The organism is Stagnihabitans sp. (assembly GCF_964946895.1).
In genome coordinates, this window is the sequence record NZ_CBBQHX010000021.1 from 1 (window position 1) to 18,085 (window position 18,085).

General features: G+C 64.9%; 15 protein-coding genes and 1 pseudogene. 6 read left to right on the forward strand and 10 right to left on the reverse strand.

What is annotated here, in order from left to right:
- Window positions 1–313: pseudogene (locus AC1Y2B_RS14095) on the forward strand (ornithine cyclodeaminase); the annotation flags it as partial.
- A gap of 40 nt (window positions 314–353) precedes the next feature.
- Here AC1Y2B_RS14095 and AC1Y2B_RS14100 read toward each other — a convergent pair.
- The 5 genes from AC1Y2B_RS14100 to AC1Y2B_RS14120 are packed head-to-tail and all read right to left on the reverse strand — an operon-like array spanning window position 354 to window position 5,387.
- The gene (locus tag AC1Y2B_RS14100) at window positions 354–815 is read right to left on the reverse strand and encodes a hydrogenase maturation protease (RefSeq protein ID WP_482253741.1); all 462 of its coding nucleotides are present in this window, start codon (window positions 813–815) and stop codon (window positions 354–356) included.
- Window positions 806–2,245: a Ni/Fe hydrogenase subunit alpha gene (locus AC1Y2B_RS14105; RefSeq protein ID WP_482253742.1), complete on the reverse strand. Its 1,440-nt coding sequence runs from the start codon at window positions 2,243–2,245 to the stop codon at window positions 806–808. Before AC1Y2B_RS14105 ends, AC1Y2B_RS14100 begins: the two co-directional genes overlap by 10 nt.
- A gap of 12 nt (window positions 2,246–2,257) precedes the next feature.
- Window positions 2,258–2,839, reverse strand: coding sequence for an NADH-quinone oxidoreductase subunit B family protein (locus AC1Y2B_RS14110; protein WP_482253743.1), 582 nt, complete (start codon window positions 2,837–2,839; stop codon window positions 2,258–2,260).
- Window positions 2,836–3,543 (reverse strand): 2Fe-2S iron-sulfur cluster-binding protein, encoded by a 708-nt coding sequence (locus AC1Y2B_RS14115; protein ID WP_482253744.1) that lies wholly within the window; start codon window positions 3,541–3,543, stop codon window positions 2,836–2,838. Before AC1Y2B_RS14115 ends, AC1Y2B_RS14110 begins: the two co-directional genes overlap by 4 nt.
- Entirely contained in the window at window positions 3,540–5,387 is a 1,848-nt protein-coding gene (locus AC1Y2B_RS14120; RefSeq protein WP_482253745.1) for an NAD(P)H-dependent oxidoreductase subunit E, read from the reverse strand. Before AC1Y2B_RS14120 ends, AC1Y2B_RS14115 begins: the two co-directional genes overlap by 4 nt.
- A gap of 350 nt (window positions 5,388–5,737) precedes the next feature.
- Here AC1Y2B_RS14120 and AC1Y2B_RS14125 point away from each other — a divergent pair, with 350 nt between their 5' ends.
- Window positions 5,738–6,973 (forward strand): calcium-binding protein, encoded by a 1,236-nt coding sequence (locus tag AC1Y2B_RS14125; RefSeq protein ID WP_482253746.1) that lies wholly within the window; start codon window positions 5,738–5,740, stop codon window positions 6,971–6,973.
- Window positions 6,974–6,976: 3 nt separating this feature from the next.
- Here AC1Y2B_RS14125 and AC1Y2B_RS14130 read toward each other — a convergent pair whose 3' ends face one another.
- Window positions 6,977–8,605, reverse strand: coding sequence for a tetratricopeptide repeat protein (locus tag AC1Y2B_RS14130; protein WP_482253747.1), 1,629 nt, complete (start codon window positions 8,603–8,605; stop codon window positions 6,977–6,979).
- Window positions 8,606–8,807: 202 nt separating this feature from the next.
- On the opposite strand from AC1Y2B_RS14130, the gene AC1Y2B_RS14135 reads away from it, so the two are divergent.
- Both AC1Y2B_RS14135 and AC1Y2B_RS14140 read left to right on the forward strand, forming a co-directional pair.
- Window positions 8,808–9,461 (forward strand): hypothetical protein, encoded by a 654-nt coding sequence (locus AC1Y2B_RS14135; RefSeq protein WP_482253748.1) that lies wholly within the window; start codon window positions 8,808–8,810, stop codon window positions 9,459–9,461.
- Between the two features lie 12 nt (window positions 9,462–9,473).
- Window positions 9,474–10,454, forward strand: coding sequence for a hypothetical protein (locus tag AC1Y2B_RS14140; RefSeq protein WP_482253749.1), 981 nt, complete (start codon window positions 9,474–9,476; stop codon window positions 10,452–10,454).
- A 3-nt stretch (window positions 10,455–10,457) separates the two neighbouring features.
- Here AC1Y2B_RS14140 and AC1Y2B_RS14145 read toward each other — a convergent pair whose 3' ends face one another.
- From AC1Y2B_RS14145 to AC1Y2B_RS14155, 3 genes are all read right to left on the reverse strand, one after another.
- The gene (locus AC1Y2B_RS14145) at window positions 10,458–10,865 is read right to left on the reverse strand and encodes a DUF6855 family protein (RefSeq protein ID WP_482253750.1); all 408 of its coding nucleotides are present in this window, start codon (window positions 10,863–10,865) and stop codon (window positions 10,458–10,460) included.
- Between the two features lie 299 nt (window positions 10,866–11,164).
- Window positions 11,165–14,269, reverse strand: a complete 3,105-nt coding sequence (locus AC1Y2B_RS14150) for an efflux RND transporter permease subunit (RefSeq protein ID WP_482253751.1) — start codon at window positions 14,267–14,269, stop codon at window positions 11,165–11,167.
- Window positions 14,270–14,279: 10 nt separating this feature from the next.
- Complete coding sequence (locus AC1Y2B_RS14155) at window positions 14,280–15,425, reverse strand: efflux RND transporter periplasmic adaptor subunit (protein WP_482253752.1); 1,146 nt, start codon at window positions 15,423–15,425, stop codon at window positions 14,280–14,282.
- Window positions 15,426–15,577: 152 nt separating this feature from the next.
- Here AC1Y2B_RS14155 and AC1Y2B_RS14160 point away from each other — a divergent pair, with 152 nt between their 5' ends.
- Entirely contained in the window at window positions 15,578–16,189 is a 612-nt protein-coding gene (locus AC1Y2B_RS14160) for a TetR/AcrR family transcriptional regulator (protein WP_482253753.1), read from the forward strand.
- Between the two features lie 133 nt (window positions 16,190–16,322).
- Here AC1Y2B_RS14160 and AC1Y2B_RS14165 read toward each other — a convergent pair whose 3' ends face one another.
- On the reverse strand, window positions 16,323–17,417 hold the full coding sequence (locus tag AC1Y2B_RS14165) for an LLM class flavin-dependent oxidoreductase (RefSeq protein ID WP_482253754.1): 1,095 nt from the start codon (window positions 17,415–17,417) through the stop codon (window positions 16,323–16,325).
- Window positions 17,418–17,529: 112 nt separating this feature from the next.
- Here AC1Y2B_RS14165 and AC1Y2B_RS14170 point away from each other — a divergent pair, with 112 nt between their 5' ends.
- Entirely contained in the window at window positions 17,530–18,084 is a 555-nt protein-coding gene (locus tag AC1Y2B_RS14170) for a winged helix DNA-binding protein (RefSeq protein WP_482253755.1), read from the forward strand.
- Window position 18,085 lies beyond the last annotated feature (1 nt).

Here is an 18,085-nt window from a genome sequence, read left to right on the forward strand (position 1 = left end):
CTCTGACATCTTCGTCGAATACCCGCCGCAAACCCGGATCGAGGGCGAGATTCAGCAGCTTGACCCCACCCACCCTGTCACCGAACTGTGGCAAGTGATCCGCGGCGCGGCTATGGGCCGCCGCGATCCCGCCCAGATCACCCTGTTCGACAGCGTGGGCTTCGCGACCGAGGATTTCTCGGCCCTGCGCTATGTCCGCGATCAACTGCTGCGGACCGGGCAGTTTGACACCCTGGACCTGCTGGCAGATCCCGATGACCCGCGCGATCTTTTCGGCATGCTGATGCGCGCCAAGGTGGATGCGCCGCACTGACCGAACCTGGCCCGCGCCACCCCGTGCAAGTCCCTGTCGGTCAGCCCGGACCCGCCGCGATCCAGTCGCGCAAATGGCCCACCGCCTGCGCAAGGTTGGCGCGGGCAAGGTCGCTGAGCCCCTCTTTCACCTCGCCAAACTCAGCGCCGCCGATCGCCAGAATCCAGCCGGGTGGTGCCTTGCCAAACAGCAGCCCGGCCAGCGCCAAAGCCGCCTCGGGCGAGACCTGATGGCTGCCCAGCGTCTCAGGCGGTGTCGGGCTGACCGGCGACAGGCGGAACGGCCGGTCCAACCCGATCATGGCATCGGCAAAGACCACAAGGTCATGTCCGGCAATCAGGGCCGCATGATCGACCGTCAGTTGATAGTCGCTGTCCACCGTCACGCCGGGCAGCGCCAGCGCTTCCACCTCAGCGGCAAGCGCTGGCCCCAGCCCGTCATCGCCGCGCCCCGGATTGCCATAGCCAATCAGCAGAATCCGCCGCGCCGCCGTCACAGGCATTGCGCCGCGCGGTCCACAAGCCTGTCGTCGGCGTCGTAAATCTCCACCTGCAGCGGCATCTGGCCCAAGGCATGGGTGGCGCAGGACAGGCAGGGGTCATAGGCGCGGATCGCCACTTCGATGTGGTTCAGCATGCCTTCGGTGATCTTGGGCTGGCCTGACAGATGGGTGACCGCCACATCCTTGACCGCCCGGTTCATGCCCTCGTTGTTGTGCGTGGTGGACACGATCAGGTTGCAGTAGGTCACCTGATCATTCTCATCGACCTTGTAATGGTGGATCAGGTTGCCGCGCGGCGCCTCGATCACGCCAACCCCTTCATAGCGGCGCTCTCCGGTTGCGCGCAGATCGGTGCCCTGCAGGTCAGGGTCATGCAGCAGGTCCCTGATCTTCTCGACACAATGCACCACCTCGATCATCCGCGCCCAGTGGTTGGCCAGCGTCGAATGGTTCAGCTTGCCACCCGAAAACGCCTTCAGCGCCGTGTGGGCGTCATTGGCCAAGGGCGTGTCGATGAAATCGGCCGTGTTCATCCGGGCCAAGGGGCCCACGCGATACCAGCCCGTATCGGGCCCCAGTTCCTTGATGAAGGGAAACTTCATATAGGACCAAGACCGCACATCCTCGACCAGATGCTTGTGGTAGTCGTTGTAATTCAGCATGTCGAAGATCGGCTGCCCCTCTGGTGTCAGCGCCCGCATCTTGCCGTGGTACAGATCCAGCGCCCCGTCCTCCCGCACCAAAGACATGTGGTTGGACGGGAAAGAGCCAAAGCTGTCGACCAGCGCCCGGTGATCCTCGACATAGCCGCGCGCAATCGCCAAAGCGCCTTGCGACCACTCCAGCATCTCATCGACCTGTTTCAGGAAGCGATCCCGCGTGGCGATATCCAGATTGCGGTTGATGCCGCCGGGGATTGCGCCGGTCCCGTGGATCTTCTTGCCCGCCGTCGCCTCGATGATCTCTTGCCCGAACTTGCGCATCAGAACGGCGCGCAGGCCCAATTCCGGGTTCTGGCGGATCACCTCGAAGATGTTGCGCTTGGTGAAGTCCGATCCGAAGCCGAACAGCAGATCAGGTGCGGCAAGGTGGAAGAAGTGCAGCACATGGCTTTGCATCACCTGCCCATAGTGCATCAGGCGCCGCATCTTCTCGGCCGTCGGCGGCAGCACATCCACCCCCACGATCTGGTCCATCGCCTTGGCCGCTGCCAGATGATGGCTGACCGGGCAGATGCCGCACAGGCGCTGCACGATGACCGGCACCTCCCACAACAGCCGCCCGCGAATGAACCGTTCAAAGCCGCGAAACTCGACGATGTGCAGCCGGGCTTCGTCCACCTGATTGTTCTCATCCAGATGGATGGTGACCTTGCCATGCCCTTCCACCCGGGTGACGGGCGCGATTTCGATCAGTCTGCTCTCGGCCATGACAGCACCTTTCTAATCGAACCGCAGGGTTGCGCGGTCGCACCCTGCGAACTTGCCGGTCAAAAGCCCGGCCAGCGTGTTGAAGATGACATCACCCGAAGGCGCGCAGCCGGGGATCTGGTAGTCGATATCGACGATCTCATTGCACGGATAGACCTTGTCCAGCACCAAGGGCAGCACCGGGTCATTCGGGATCAGCCGCGTGGTGTTGCGCAGATAAGGCCCGGATATATAGGCCTCCTCCAGACATTCCCGCAAAGGTTCACCCGAGTGCATGATGGCGTTGCGCATGGCAGGCAGCCCCCCCATGATGGCGCATTGCCCCAAGGCAATCAGCACATCGCAGTTCTTGCGGAACTCCAGCAGGGTGTGGACGTTTTCCTCGTTGCAGCAGCCGCCTTCGATGATGCCAATGTCGCAGCGCTGGGTAAAGGTCTTGATGTCGGTCAAAGGGGAGCGGTCGAACTCCACCAGCCCCATCAGGGTGATCAGCCGTTCGTCAATGTCCAGAATCGCCATGTGGCAGCCAAAACACCCCGCCAAAGATACGGTGGCAACACGGGCCTTTCGCGGCTCGACCAAGGGTTCCGTCATTTCGCTTTCTCCTCGATCTCATGCCCGATCAGGCCATGGTCAAAGCGCCGCTCGCCAATCGGCAGGCGGAACCCCTCATCCTTGCGGATGATGCAGCCAACCGGGCAGACCGACATCGCCTTGTCGGCCAGCGCCGCATCGGTATCGGCCAGATTGTGCCCGTTCACCGCCACCCGCCTGTGGATGCCACGCCCGACATAGCCGAAGACACCCTTGCCATCGACATCCTGCGACGCCCGGATGCAACGCCCGCAGGAAATGCAGCGGTTGGTGTCCAGCGCGATATCGGGGTGCGAGGCATCCAGATCGCGGCACGGCTCCAGATAGGGAAACCGCGTCGGCGCGGTCATGCCCAGCCGATAGGCCATGGCCTGCAACTCGCAATTGCCGCTTTTCTCGCAGATCGGGCACAGGTGGTTGCCTTCGTGAAACAGCATCTCCACCAGATCGCGCCGCACGCGGTTGCGGGCCTCGGTGTCGTTTTCCACCTCAAGCCCCGGCTCGGCGGGCTGGGTGCAGGACGACACGGACCGCCCCCCCACCTTCACCGTGCAGACCCGGCAGCCGCCCTGATGGCGCAAGCCGTCCACGTCGCACAACCGGGGGATATAAATCCCCGCCGCGTCCGCCGCCTCCATGATGGTCTGGCCGGGCTTGGCCGTCACCGCGACCCCGTCGATATGGAAGGTGAAGGGATCACTCATTTGCTGTAATCCTTGTCGAAGATATAAGACCGCCGCTTGGCAATGTCGCGGGCACCATCCAGCGCCGCCTGAATGCTGAACGTCGCCTTCACGCCATCGACCGTCGGCTTGGTCAGTGCGGCATAAACCAGCGGAAAGTTCTTCAGGCTGGTCAGCACCGGGTTCGGAGAGGTCGTTCCCAACCCGCAGCGGCTGGTTTCGATAATCGTGTCCGACAGGTCTTTCAGATACTGAATGTCGTCGTCATTGGCTTGGCCCCTGCGGAACTTCTCGATGGCCTTCTTCAGAAACACATTTCCCACCCGGCACGGCGTGCAATAGCCACAGCTTTCGTGGACAAAGAACGACATGTAGTAGTCGACAATCTCCAGAATGTTCCGGTGCGCGTTGAAGACGATCACCGCCCCCCCGGTGGCCAGATCCTCAAAGCACAAGCGCCGGTCAAAGCTGTCGCGCCCCACCATCGTTCCGCTTGGCCCGCCCACCTGCACCGCCGCCGCATCGCTGCCGCCGGCCAGCGCCAGCAACTCCCTCAGGGGCGTGCCATAGGGCAGCTCATAAATCCCCGGCCGCGCACAATCGCCGGAAATCGAGAACAGCTTGGTGCCGTGGCTCTTCTCGGTCCCCATCCCATGGAACCACGCCGCCCCGTGGTCAAGGATGCGGGCCGCATGGGCGAAGGTTTCCACGTTGTTCACCACGGTCGGATAGCCCAGATACCCGCGCGTCACCGGGAAGGGCGGCCTCGTCTTGGGTTCCCCCGGCAGCCCCTCGCAAGAGGAGATCATCGCCCCCTCTTCGCCGCAGATGTAAGCGCCAGCCCCCATCTGGATGCGAATGTCGAAATCGTAGCCCGCTTGGCCCAGAATATCCTTGCCCAGCACGCCACGCGCACGGCGGGCGGCCAGAACTGCCTCAAGATGCTCCCGCAGATAGGCATATTCGCCCCGCAGGTAGATGATCCCGTCCCGCGCATTCACCGCCTTTGCGGCAATGGTCATGCCTTCAAACACCAGATCAGCCCGTTCGGTCAGGATCACCCGGTCCTTGAACGTCCCCGGCTCGCCCTCATCCGCATTGCAAATGATGAAGCGCTTTTCCCCCGGTGCGATCGAGGCGAAATGCCATTTGCGTTCCGAGATATAGCCCGCCCCGCCACAACCGCGCAGACCGCTGAGTTCGACGGCATGGATGATCTCCACCCGGCTCAGCGCCAATGCGGTGCGCAGCCCGGCATCCTGTGGCACGGGTCCCAACAGCACGGCCCCCGGCAGGCGGATGTTGTCCTCTACTATCGCCTTGGCCCGCTGATAGGGGGTAAGCCCGGCAAACCCCTCCACCAAAGCCGCGCCCGGTGCCACGCCCTCCTTCAGCTTGCGCGCAATCTCTTTCGCCCGCGCGGGCGTCAGCCGGGTCGCCACCACGTCATTGATCATCGCCGCCGGCGCCTGATCGCACATCCCGATGCAGGGCGTCACCTCCAGCGAAAAGGCCCCGTCGGCCGAGGTCTGGCCCAGCGCCACGCCCAGTTCCGCCTCGAAGGCCGCCACCACAGCGTTCAGGCCGCTGAACCGGTCGATGATGTCATCGCACAGCCGGATCGTGACGCGCCCCTTCGGCGCCAACGACAGGAAGCTGTAAAAGCTGGCCACCCCCTCCACCGCGATCCGCGTCAGGCCCACCGCCGCGGCAATCTGGTCCATGCTGTCCGCCGAGATCCAGCGCTCTGCCTCTTGCACCGCCAGCAGGATGTCCAGCATCCGGTGCCGATCATTGCCAAACCGCGCGCAAAGTGCCGCAATGGCAGCCTCTGTCTGCGGTGCCGCGTGGGAGGGGGTGTTCATGCCTGCTCCGCCTTCACAATGCGCCGGCGGCAGGACGAACCGCCACCATGTCAATACAACGCCCCCAGTCTACGACCAATCCCGGCCCCTCGACAGGAATTTCAGCCCCGTAGCCTGTTACCAATCCGCGCAGGTCACCGGAATGTCGCAACCCGCGCTCACGGCCCTGACCGGACGGCGCCTCCCCCCAAGTTTGGTCAAAATTTAGACAATATTGGCCGTCATTGTTTCTGCAGGGGCCGCAAAGGCCCGACACCCAAGGCCGCATCAGAAGGCCAAATGCGAGGATCGAGCCGATGACCCCTGTTACCGCTTTCCCAATCGTGGACCCTGCCCCGGGGCTCCTGCTCATGGGAACCGACAAATATGACGTGCTGACCGGGTCGGACGGCAACGACACGGCCTATGGCGGCTTGGGCAATGACAAGATCTCGGGCGGCGACGGCGACGATTCGCTGTGGGGTGGCGCGGGCAATGACCAGATCTTCGGCGGCTTGGGCCAGGATGCCATCTATGGCGAGGCGGGCAATGACCGGATCTGGGGCGGCGACGGGCCGGGCCTTCTGGATGGCGGCGCGGGCAACGACTATCTTTTTGGCGGGGCGGATGCCGACACGATCTACGGCGGGGCGGACGCCGACCGGATCTGGGGCGGTGACGGCGGCGGCCTGCTGGACGGTGGCACGGGCAGCGACTCGCTTTATGGCGGCACGGGCAGCGACACGATGTTCGGCGGGGCGGACAATGACACGCTGATGGGCGGCGCGGGCGACGATTCCCTCAACGGCGGCGATGGCTCGGACCTGCTGTGGGGCGCCGCCGGCAATGACACCTTCGACGGCGGCAAGGGCAACGACGTGGCCTATGGCGATGCCGGCGATGACAGCATGGCGGGCGGCACCGGCTTTGACCGCCTGTTCGGTGGCGCGGGGCAGGATCTTCTGTCCGGCGGTGCGGGCAATGACGTGTTGTACGGCGGGGCCGGTGACGATCACCTTGTCGCCGATGACGGCAATGACGTGCTCTATGGCGGTTCCGGCAATGATCTGCTGGAGGGCGGCAGTGGCAACAACAAGCTGCACGCGGCCAGCGGTGACGATGTCCTGAACGGCGGCGGCGGCGATGACCTGCTGGATGCCGGCGCGGGCAACGACGTGCTCAATGGCGGCGATGGCAACGACCTTCTGGACGGTGGCAAAGGCGCGGACCTTCTGTACGGCGGTGCGGGCAATGACCTGCTCATCGGCGGCAACGGCAATGACCAGCTGTCGGGCGGCGATGGCGCCGATCACCTGAACGGCGGCGCCAATCAGGATATCCTGACCGGCGGCCTCGGGGCCGACCAGTTCATCTTCGAAAAGGGCGGCGGTCAGGACCGCATCACGGATTTCAACGCCGCCGAAGGCGACCGGATCGAGATCGAGGCCAAGATCGGCACCCACGGCATGACCGCCGCCGATTTCGTCGCAGCCTATGGCAGTGTCGCGGGCGACCATCTGGTTCTGCACATGCCGCACGGCGATGTCCTGACCATCGACCACGACACGGACCTTGCCGGTCTGGCGGCTTATATCGACCTGTTCTAGGCGTCAGCCGGGCGGGGCCGCCAGCTTGACCGTCGCATTCAGCACCGCAAGATAGCCTTTGGCGCTGATAGCATAGCCGCCGGTGTCATGCGCGATCACCGCGCCATAAGCGGCCCGCGCCTCGTCCACCCGGTTCAGCGCGGCCAGCGCCTGTCCTTCGATCAGCAGGGCTTCGGCGTTGTCGGGGGCGGCGGTCAGGACCAGGGTCACCTGCGCCCGCGCCTCCTCGAACCGCTTGAGCGACAGCAGGATATCGGCCCGCGTCACCTGAAACGCCGTGGTGTCCGGTTCCAGCTTCAACGCGGCGTCGATGGCGGTCAAAGCCTCGGGATAGCGGTTCAGATAGTGCAGGATCTGCGCCCGCTGACCCTGAAAATCCGCAACGGTCGGATCCGCATCCACCGCCCGCCCCAGCACGGCTTCGGCCTTGTCGAAACTGCCCTGCGCCACGTCGATGCCGCTCATCAGCATCACCGCGCCATAGTCCCCCGGCGCCACGTCCAGCGCCTTGGCGGCCAGGTCGGCGGCCTTGTCCAGATGGTTTGCCCCATACTGCATCTCGGCCGCGATGGAGAAATATTTCGGCGTGCCCGGATCCAGCGCCTCGGCCTGCATCAGCAGGGCCACCGCCCCGTCCAGATCGCCCCGCGCCTGCGCCAGCTTCGAGCGGCCCAGCGCCAGAAAGGCATCCTTGCCATCGGTCCGCGCCAATCCGTCAAAGACCTTTTCGGCCGCGTCCAGTTGCCCGCTCTGCACCAGCGCCACGCCAAGATTGGTGCCGGCGATGGCGAAATCCGGCTTCAGCGTCAGCGCCTCACGGTAGGCCGTCACGGCCCCGGCGGCATCGCCCTGCCGCAGCTTGATGTTGCCGATCAGATTGGCCGCCCAGACCGCATCAGGGTGATGCATCCGCACCAGCTTTTGCGCCGCGGCCAGCGCCGCCTCGGGGTCGCTGTTGGCCCGCGCCGCCGCCGCCGTGAACGGGTCCAGCAGATCCAGCACCCGCGCCGCCGCATCGCGGAAATACTCCGTCTCGCTTTCCTTGCCGATGGGCGGCATCTGGATGACGTCCAGATCATCCCGCATCACCCGGATCCGCAGGCTGATCCCCTCGGGCGCGCAGGTCGCATCGGCACAGCGCAACTCGCCGCTGATCCGGGTCTGATAGGCATGAAAGAAATGCCGCACGTAATAGACCAGCGAGTCGATGGAAATCCCCGAATCCGGGATGGCGAAATCCACCCGCTGATTGGTCGGCAAGGCCGCGATCGCCTCTTTGGAGGTGTTGGCCAGCATCTTCTCGTCATGCAAGCCGTCCCACAGCCGGTTGGCCGCCACATCCGGCGTCAGCCCGCGTGCGATCAGGGCCGTCGGCACCGGAAACGGCTGGATGATCACCTGACTGTGCAGGAACTGCACGCCCACCACCGGCACCACCAGAACGAACAGGAACAGCAGCGCCGCGTTCAGCAGGATGGCCCGCAAATCGGCCGTGATCGCGGCCAGGGTTGGCACATGGAAGCGCTTGCGCGGACGCTTGCCGGTCTCCGCCTCGGGGGCGGCACCTTCGCCGGATGGCTTGTCCGCAGCCGTTTCGGGCGGGGCTGCCTTGTTGCGTGCCGACCTTGCCACCCCAGATTCTCCGCTGTGCCGCAGGGCCAGACTAGACGGCAGCCGCCAGCCGATCAAGCCACGCTTGGGCCGCCGGCGCCGGATCCCGACACGCCGCCCCGCGCCTCAGGCACAGCGGCAAAATCCGTCAGAATCCATTTGACGACCGTCTCTTTTGGGGGCTTTCTCTGCATCATAAGATCAAATCCATTGGAGGACTGCGATGCGGCGTTTGGTTCTGGCAACGGCAACGGCCCTTTTTGCCCTGACATCCACCGCGCGGGCGGATGGCACGGATCCCGCCGACCTCGCCTTCTGGCAATCCATCCAGAACAGCACCAACCCGGCGGAATATCAGGCCTATCTTGATGCCTTCCCCACCGGCAAGTTCGTGGCGCTGGCCAAGATCCGCGTCACCGCCCCGCCGCAGGCCGCAGCGGTGGCCCCCGCCGTCACTGTCCCCGCCGTCACTGCCCCCGCCGTCACTGCCCCCGCCGCACAAGACACTACCGCCGATCAGGCCGCCGCCCCCGCCAATCCCACCGGCGATGTCGGTCAGGGCGAAACGCTGGTCCTCGACCCGCCCAAGCTGCTCGTCGGCGGCACGTTGAAGGTCACCTGCACCAATTTCCCGACGCCCACCAACTACGACAAGATCATCGTGGTCGCGGCCGGTGCCCCCAATGCCGACCCCAATTCCCCGGCGGGCAGTGGCATCAAGGTTTTGGGCTATGACTATGCGTCCAACTGTGCCCAGGGCGTCCTGACCTACGGCCCCTTTGCGCCGGGCAATTATGAAGTGCGGTTCTACACCCAGCTCTACAACAACGACGGGCGGCAGGAAATCGCGACCCGCACCAAGTTCTCCGTCCACTGATCGGGGGGCGCGATGACCCGGATCTGGCCCGCCGCAGCCCTGTTGTGGGCGCTGGCTTTGCCCGCCTTGGCCGATGGCGCCCCTGATCCTGCGGAACTGGCCTTCTGGCAATCCATCGCCCACAGCCAGAACCCCGCCGAATATCAGGCCTATCTGGACGCCTACCCCAACGGCAAATTCGCGGGCCTCGCCAAGTTGCGCGCGGGCGCGGCCCCGGCCGCGCCTCAACCTGCCGCCGCGCCTCAACCTGCCGCGCAAACCCCTGCCGCCCCGGCCAAACCGCTGGCCACGCTTCGGGTGCAAACCCCGCAGGTGCGCGCCGTGGATGGCATCGTGGTCGATGTCGATGCCTCCGCCCTGTGGCGCGGCTCGGGCTGGCGGCTGGCTGTCGTGCCCGCCGACAGCCCCGACGCCGTCGCGGACCCGGACACCTTCGCCACCACCACCACCCCGGTCGAGGCGGCCCGCACCCACATGACCCTGCCCGGCGGCCCCTCCGGCAAGGACGAGGTGCGGCTTTACTACCTCAGCCAGTTCGGCACCACGTTCGAGGTTGCCGCCCGCGCGCCCGTCACCATAGGCCCGCCCGTGCCCAACACCGCTCTGGCGCGCGAACTGTCCTACGAGGCGCTTTCGCAGGGGCCGGTCCGCTTCGCGGCCGAGTTTGCCGACAAAGAGATTGCCATCGAAGGCCAGTTCCTTGGCGTCGAACCGGCCGGTGACTTCGATCTGGATTGGGCGCAACTGCTGCAGACCGGCGTGGTGCGCACCACCCTTCTGGTGCGCCTTGGCACCCTTGGCGTAACGCCCGACGCCTACGGCTCGACCGGAGAGGTCGCCTGCGAGGTGGATGCCACCGACACCGATGTGCTCAACCGTGCTGCCGGCTTTGGCCGGGGCGATCTGGTCGTGGTGATCGGCCACCCCATCGCCTGGACCAGTTGGACCGCGGGCGACCCCGTCCTGTTGCAGAACTGCCGCTTCGGGGATTGAGCGCTACTTTGCCCGCATCCGGTTGTTGCGTGGCCCGTGTTCCACCTCAGCCAGCCCCAACGCCTCCATCAGCGGCGGCACATACATGCCAAACCGCCCGCGCAGTCCCTTCTTCAGGCCATACCAGCCACCCAAGGGGTTGCTGTCAGACCGCGCCCAAGCCTCCACCGTGCCCGCCTTGGCCGGTTTTTGCTCATCCGCGCTGCCCAGTTCCACCCAATCGCCCTGCGCCTTCAGCATCTGGTGCAGATCCTCCACCGCGCGCCGATCATACAGCAGCGTCGTCTTGCCCACGACACAGACGATCACCGCCGTGCCGCCCGCTTCGGCAAAATGCATCTGATAGTCCGAGGTCAACGGCGGCGTTTTAAGCTGCCAGGGATCGTCAGGCGTTCCGGACCCAAGTGCCATGCTGCAATGCTCCCGCCAATGTGCCGATGTAACATCCAACCCCGCGGCTTTCGCCAGCGTCGAACCCGCCCGCGGCGATGCCTGACGCTGCCGCCTGACGATAGCCCCGGTCAGCGCCCCTGTCGATCACCCAGAAGCTCCCCGCCGCCGATTCGCGCCATATGGTTAACGGACCGACAGCTCTGCGCGCGTAGTTACAAAAGAACGACAGAAGAACGCCACGGGAATGACGCGGTCAACGCCCTGAATTTCGCCAGTCTGTCAGGATTAACACCGCGTTCTCAGGGGCTTGCGCCGCCTCACTCCCCCGCCAGACGCATCGGCGGATACCCGGCCGCCAAGACCGTCCCCCTCTGTGCAACCGGCGTGGGCCTGACCCGGAACCACGCCGCATACAGGGCTGGCAGGAAGAACAGGGTCAGCACCGTCGCCCCGATCAACCCCCCCATGATCGACAGCGCCATCGGCCCCCAGAAGATCGAGCGCGACAAGGGGATCATCGCCAGAATCGCCGCCAGCGCCGTCAGCACCACCGGCCGCGCCCGCCGCACCGTGCTTTCGACGATCGCCTCCCAGGGGGCCACCCCGGCGGCAAGGTCGTGGTCGATCTGATCCACCAGAATGACCGTGTTGCGCATGATCATTCCGGCCAGTGCGATCACCCCCAGCAAGGCCACGAACCCGAAGGGCGCGTTGAAGGCCAGCAAGGCCGCAACCGCCCCGATGCCGCCAAGCGGAGCGGTCAGGAAAACCAGCAACAGCTTGGAAAAGCTGCGCAATTGCAGCATCAGCAGCGTCAGCATTGCCAGAAACATCAGCGGAAAGACCTTGAACAACGCGCCATTGGCCTTGGCGGTTTCCTCCACCGCGCCGCCGGTTTCGATCCGATAACCCGCGGGAAGCCGGTCGATGATCGGCTGCAGCAAGGGCTGGATCTGGGCCGAGACGGTCGGCGCCTGCACCCCCGGCACGACATCCGCGCGCACGGTCAGAACCATGTCGCGGTTGCGCCGCCACAGGATCGGCTCCTCGAACCCATAGCGGATCGTCGCCAGCTGCGACAGCGGCACTGCCCCACCCGCCGGCAAGGGCACGCTCAGATCGCCCAAGGCCGAAGGATCGGCGCGCTCGGCCTGCGGGGCGCGCAGGATGACGTCGATCAGGCTGCTGCCCTCGCGGTATTCCGTGACCTTCGCCCCCGACAGCAGCGTCTCAAGCGTGTTCGAGATGTCTGCGGTGCTTAGGCCAAGCGCCCGGATACGGTCTTGATCCACTTGAACTTGCAGGGTTTTTGCCTGTTCGTTCCAGTCGAATTGCGGCGCCACCGTGTTGGGATTGGCCACCATGACGGCGCGCACCTCTGTCGCAATCTGGCGCACTTGCGCCGGATCGGGGCCGATGACGCGAACCTGCACGGGAAAGCCCACCGGCGGTCCGAAGACAATCTGATCGACCCGGATGCGCGCCTCCGGCACAGCACCCGCCGCCACCGCCGCTTCGATCCGGGCCCGCAGCCGGTCGCGCGCGGCAGCATCCTGCGCCATCAGGACGGTGATGGCAAAACTGGGGTCCGGCAGGGCGGGGTTCAGCGCCAGAAAGAAGCGCGGCGATCCCGCCCCGACATAGGTGGTCGCAAACCGCAGGTCGGGATCCCCCTTGACCAGCGCCGCAGCCGCCAGCGCGGCCTTGGTCGTGGCCGCGATCGAGGAGCCTTCGGGCATCCGGGTCTCGATGAACAATTCCGCGCGTTCAGAGGTCGGGAAGAACTGCTGCTGCACAAAGCCCATCCCGACCCCCGTGGCCGCCAAAGCCGCGACCACCAGCCCGATCACCGCCCATCTGGCCCGCAGGGCTGCGTTCACCGCCACCCGCAGCATCCGGTACAGCCGCCCCTGATAATTGCCATGATGGGCCCCAGTCTTTGGGGTGGGAAGCAGGCGGACCCCCAGATAGGGTGTCACGATGACCGCCACGACCCAGGACACGATCAAGGCAATCCCCACCACCCAGAAGATGTTGCCCGCGTATTCCCCCGCAGTCGATTTCGCAAAGCCCACCGGCAGGAAGCCCGCCACCGTCACAAGCGTGCCCGTCAGCATCGGAAACGCCGTGCTGGACCACGCTGCCGAGGCGGCGGCGATCCGGTCATGACCCTGTTCGATCCGCACCACCATCGTCTCGACCGCAATGATGGCGTCATCCACCAGCAGGCCCAGGGCGATGATCAAGGCGCCAAGCGTGATGCGGTCAAAGTTCAACCCCATGGCCCACATGATCGCAAACACCACCGCCAGCACGATGGGCACCGACAGGGCCACGACGATGCCGGTGCGCAAACCCAAGGTCACGAAGGACACGATCAGCACGATCACCAGCGCCTCGACGAAGGTGTGCAGGAATTCGTCAAAGGCATGCACGACGATATCGGCCTGATCCGAGACCTGTGTGACCTGTACCCCCAGCGGCAGATCGGCCCGGAAGGCATCAACCTCGGCCTGCAGCGCCTGTCCCAGATGCACGACATTGGCGCCTTCGGCCATGGTCACCCCGACACCCACCGTTTCGGCCCCGTCAAGGTAGGCCAGATAAGAGGGCGGATCCTCGTACCCGCGCCTCACGGTGGCGATGTCGCCCAGACGAAACACGGTGCCCCCGGCCGAGATCGGCAACGCGCGCAGGGCGGCCAGACTGCCCAGACCGCCGCTGACGCGCACCTCAACCTCGTCCGCCGAGGTGGCGAAGGCCCCCGCCGCTGTCATGGCATTCTGCTGTGCGATCGCATTGAAGATCGTCTGTGCCGAGATGCCGAGGGTGGCCAGCCGATGAGGACTGATTTCGACGAAGATGCGCTCTTTCACCTCGCCGATCAGCGAGACCTTGGCGGCCGCGTCCACGGTCAGCAGCCGGCTGCGCAGGCGTTCGGCATAGGTTTTCAGATCAGCCCGGCCCACGCCGTCGCCGGTGACCATGTAAAGGGCGGAATAGACATCGCCGAATTCGTCGTTGAAGAAGGGCCCGATCACCCCCTGCGGCAATTGTGGGCGCAAGTCGCTGATTTTCTTGCGGATCTGATACCAGACCCCCGCCGCTTCGGCCCGGACCGAGTCCTTCAGCTGCACCTGGATGACCATGGCCCCGGGCCGAGAGTAGGTGCGCACATAGTCGAGTTCCGGAAGCTCCTGAATGCGCTTCTCGATTGGATCGGCCACCAGGTTCTGCATCTCCTCGGCTGTGGCGCCAGGCCAGACGGCCTGCACGATCATCGTCTTGACCGTGAAACTCGGGTCCTCGGCGCGGCCGAGGTTGAGGTAGGCATAGGCCCCGGCCGCCAGTGCCACGAGGATGGCAAAGAGCGTCACGGCGGGGTTGCGGACCGACCAGAGCGAGAGGTTGAAATTGCTCATCGACGCCCCCTCACAGGGCCGGCGCGGGGGCGGTTTCCACCACGCGCACCGGCTGGGCCGGGTCCACCCTTGAGGCGCCAAGACTGACGACCAGATCGCCCTCGGCCAGACCACCGCGCAGCTGCGCCATGTTGTCCTGCAGCGCCGCGATTTCGACCGGCACCCGCTGCACCTGCGTTTCCTGCGGTGACAGGCGCCAGACGGCAGCACCAGTCTCATCATTCATCACCGCCGCCAAGGGCAGGGTGACCATAGGCGTCCCGACGCTTCCCGTCAGCGAGACGATCGCGGTCCGGCCGAGTGATACAGCGGCATCCGGAGCCATCAGCGCCATGCGAACGCGGTAGGTGCGCGTGGCCGGATCCACATCCGGCGAGATATCACGGAACGTCAGGGCGTAGCTGTGCCCGTCGTTGCCCCACAGCTTTGCCGAGGCGACATCCCCGTCCAAGTCTTGGCGCATCTGTTCCGGCAGGGCGAAAACCACGTCCAGTGCCTTGTCACCCGCCACAAAAGCCACGGGTTGACCCGCCGCCACAACCTGCCCGGCCTCTGCGGAGACCTGGGTCACCACACCCGCAGCATCGGCCACGAGGGTGGCGTATGACAGACCGTTGGCCGCCTGATCGCGCTGGCGCAAGGCATGGTCAAGGCGCGCCTGCGCCTGTGCTTCGGCGCTGACGGCGGCATCAAGGCCGGCCTGTGTGACATGCCCCTCGGCGATCAGACGGCGGCAGCGGTCAGCCTCGGCGCGGGCCCTTTCCAGATCGGTGCGGGCGGCGGTGACCTCTGCCGCCGCGCTTTCAAGGGTTAGCCGGGCGTCGGTATCGTCCAGACGGGCCAGCACCTGACCCGCCACGACCCGGTCGCCCGCCTCGACCAGCCGGGCAATGATCTTGCCGGGCTGGCGGAAGGCCATGGGCGTTTCCTGATGCGGGCGGATCGTTCCGGTGAAACTGTGCTGGTCCGCCGTCGCCGCATAGGTCACGCGCGTGACGCGCACCGGCTGAGGTGGACGCGCGCCCGATGCCGTTTGAACGGTCGCGGGCCTTGGCCAGAGGGTGGGCAACAGGTCCCGCCCCGCCACGGCGCCAACTGCCAGCGCGGCAAGAGGTGCCATAACCAAAGTTGTCTTGAACCCAACGGACCACGCCATCCTGAAGCCCCGATCATGTCGCTATGTTAGGGGTTCTAACTTATGTTAGGCTTACTAACATGGCAAGGGCTTTCCCACCCGCTTGCCAAGACTTTGCGCGGAAGTCACAAGCGGCTAGAACGCGGTGTGGCCTGCCCTTGAAAGGGGTGATCTTGAAGACGTCCTATCATCATGGCGAACTGCGGCAGGCGCTGATCACGGCGGCCCGCGCGTTGATCCAGGACCGTCAGGGCAATGATTTCAGCCTGTCGGATGCCTGTCGTCTGGCCGGTGTTTCCACCGCCGCGCCCTACCGCCACTTCGCCGACAAGGGCGAAATCATCACGGAAGTGGTGGCGCAGGGATTCACCGATATGGCGAACCGGTTCCGCACCGCAGCCGAGGCCTTTGCCCCCGGCGACCGCGCGCGGATCATCGCGGTCGGACAGGTCTATCTGGACTTTGCTGTCGGGGAACCGGCGCTGTTCCGCATGATGTTCAGCCAGAAGTCCAGCGTGTCAGGGGGTGACCTTGCCTCTGTCTGCGGCAAGGCCTGCTTTGCCTATGTTCTGGACGAAGTGGTGCAATACTGTGCCATTCACCGGGTGGAAGGTCAGGCCCGGATGATTGCTGTGCAGCTTTGGACGCTGGTCCATGGGGCCGCAAGTCTGACCATCGACGGCGATTATGCCATGGTTGCACCCGACATCGACACCACGCACATGATCACTTCGGGCGCCGAGCGCATCCTGTTCCAGTTGCCTGCCGACCCGTCAACAGCCTGACGGCCCTTGCCAAACCATGGCCTTCTGAAGCGCCGGACGGGTCACTGACCGACCTGCGCCGCAGCGTTGATCTTCCTTGCGTGGGTTCGATATCAAATGGGCCCGCAGCCATGGGGCGACGGGCTGCTGTTTCTCAGCGAATGCCGGCTTTTTCCAAGCGGGGCAGAACCTCGTCGCGGAAGTAGGGGAACTCTTTGACGTAATCGACGAAGGACAAGGTGGTTCCGGCAAACCCCGTCTGGTGTAGTTTGATCAGGCCCGCGGCGACTTGGTCGGGCGTGCCGATCAGGGGGAAACCACCGTGGCCAAGGGCGAAGCCGTAGCGGATCTGGGTCAAGAGGTCGTGCGGGAAGGACAGGGCGTGGGCGAGTTGCAGGCGGATCAGGTTGTCGGTCGCCTCCCAATCGGCATTTTCGTCCACGATGTAGCGGACGTAGTCTTGCGCCTCTTTCTCGGTCGGGCGGCAGACGACGTGAGAGAAGGTCAGGACGCCGACCTTGCGCTTCTTGGCGGCGGCTTGGGCCTTCAGGGCGGCGATTTCGTCCTTGGACCGGGCGAGGTCGATGGCCGGCGTGAAGAGGAAGTTGGCGTTGTCGGTGGCGAATTCGCGGCCCTGCGGGGAGCCTGCGGCGTTGATGACGGGCACAGAGCCGCGCATCGGTGAGGGGTCGCCCTTCAGGCCCTTGATGCCCTTGAAATATTTGTCATCCCAGTCGAAATGCGTGTCGGAGGACCAGATCTTGCGGACCAGATCGTACCATTCCTGCGCATAGCCATAGCGGGTTTCGTGGTCATCGGGGAGGGTCAGACCCAGCGCCTCATACTCGGGCTTGTTCCAGCCTGCGACGATGTTCAGGCCCGCGCGGCCTTTGCCGATCTGGTCGATGGTGGCGATCTGTTTGGCCACGACAACCGGGTGGTTGGCCGAAGTGTGGATGGTGGCGAAGATCGAGATGTTTTGGGTGGAGGCCAGAAGGCCCGCGGCCCAGGTCATCGTCTCCAGCACACCGCCGTGGAAATCGGTGGGGCCGCCGTAGCCGATCCAGCGGGCGATGGGCAGCATGAAGTCGATCCCGGCCTCGTCCAGCATTTTCGCCAGCGTCAGGTTGTTGTCCCAGGAGTTGACCCAGCGGTCGGCGGCCTGGGTGGGGGTCATGCCGGAAGAACAGTTGGTCGAAAAGGTGCCCAAGCGAAAGCGGTCGCCCGAAAGCATCGGTGCGTCTGACATTGTGTGATCCCTGTTGATGTTCAGAAGTATTTTATGTTTGAAAGTCTATCGTAAAACCCCATTGCGTCAACAGGTTTGGCAGGGGATGCTGCAAGCGACCGAGGAGGCCGCCATGGTGAAAAAACCGCAATCCGTTCAGGGCTCTGGCAAGGAAGCGGGGTTGGATTACCTGTGGCACCTTGCGCAAAGTGCTGCCGAGGTCGACACGACCGAGCTGGAATTTGCGCTGATGCGGGCGTTTGAGGGATTCGGGCGGTGGCAGTCCGAGTGTCTGGCGTCGGTCTGCGATCTGGCCGCGACCGGGCCGGAGAATGCGTTGCTGCATATCATCCGGATGAATGATCGCCCTAAGTCGATCAAGGATCTGGCAAGGCTGACGAACCGCGATGATGTGCCCAATATCCAGTATTCGCTGCGGAAACTCTTGGGGGCCGGGTTGATCCTGCGCAAGGGCTCGGGGCGGTCGGGGGTGACCTATGAGGTTACAGAACAGGGCTTGCGGGTGACCGAAGATTACGGCGCGTTAAGGCGGCGGTTGCTGATGACGGCGATCGAAAACCTTCCGGGGTTTGCCGGAAGGCTGGCGGAGGCGACGCGCACGCTGAACCTGCTGTCGGGGATCTATGAGGAGGTGGCGCGCACGGCAGCCACCCACCGCCGCGCCTGAT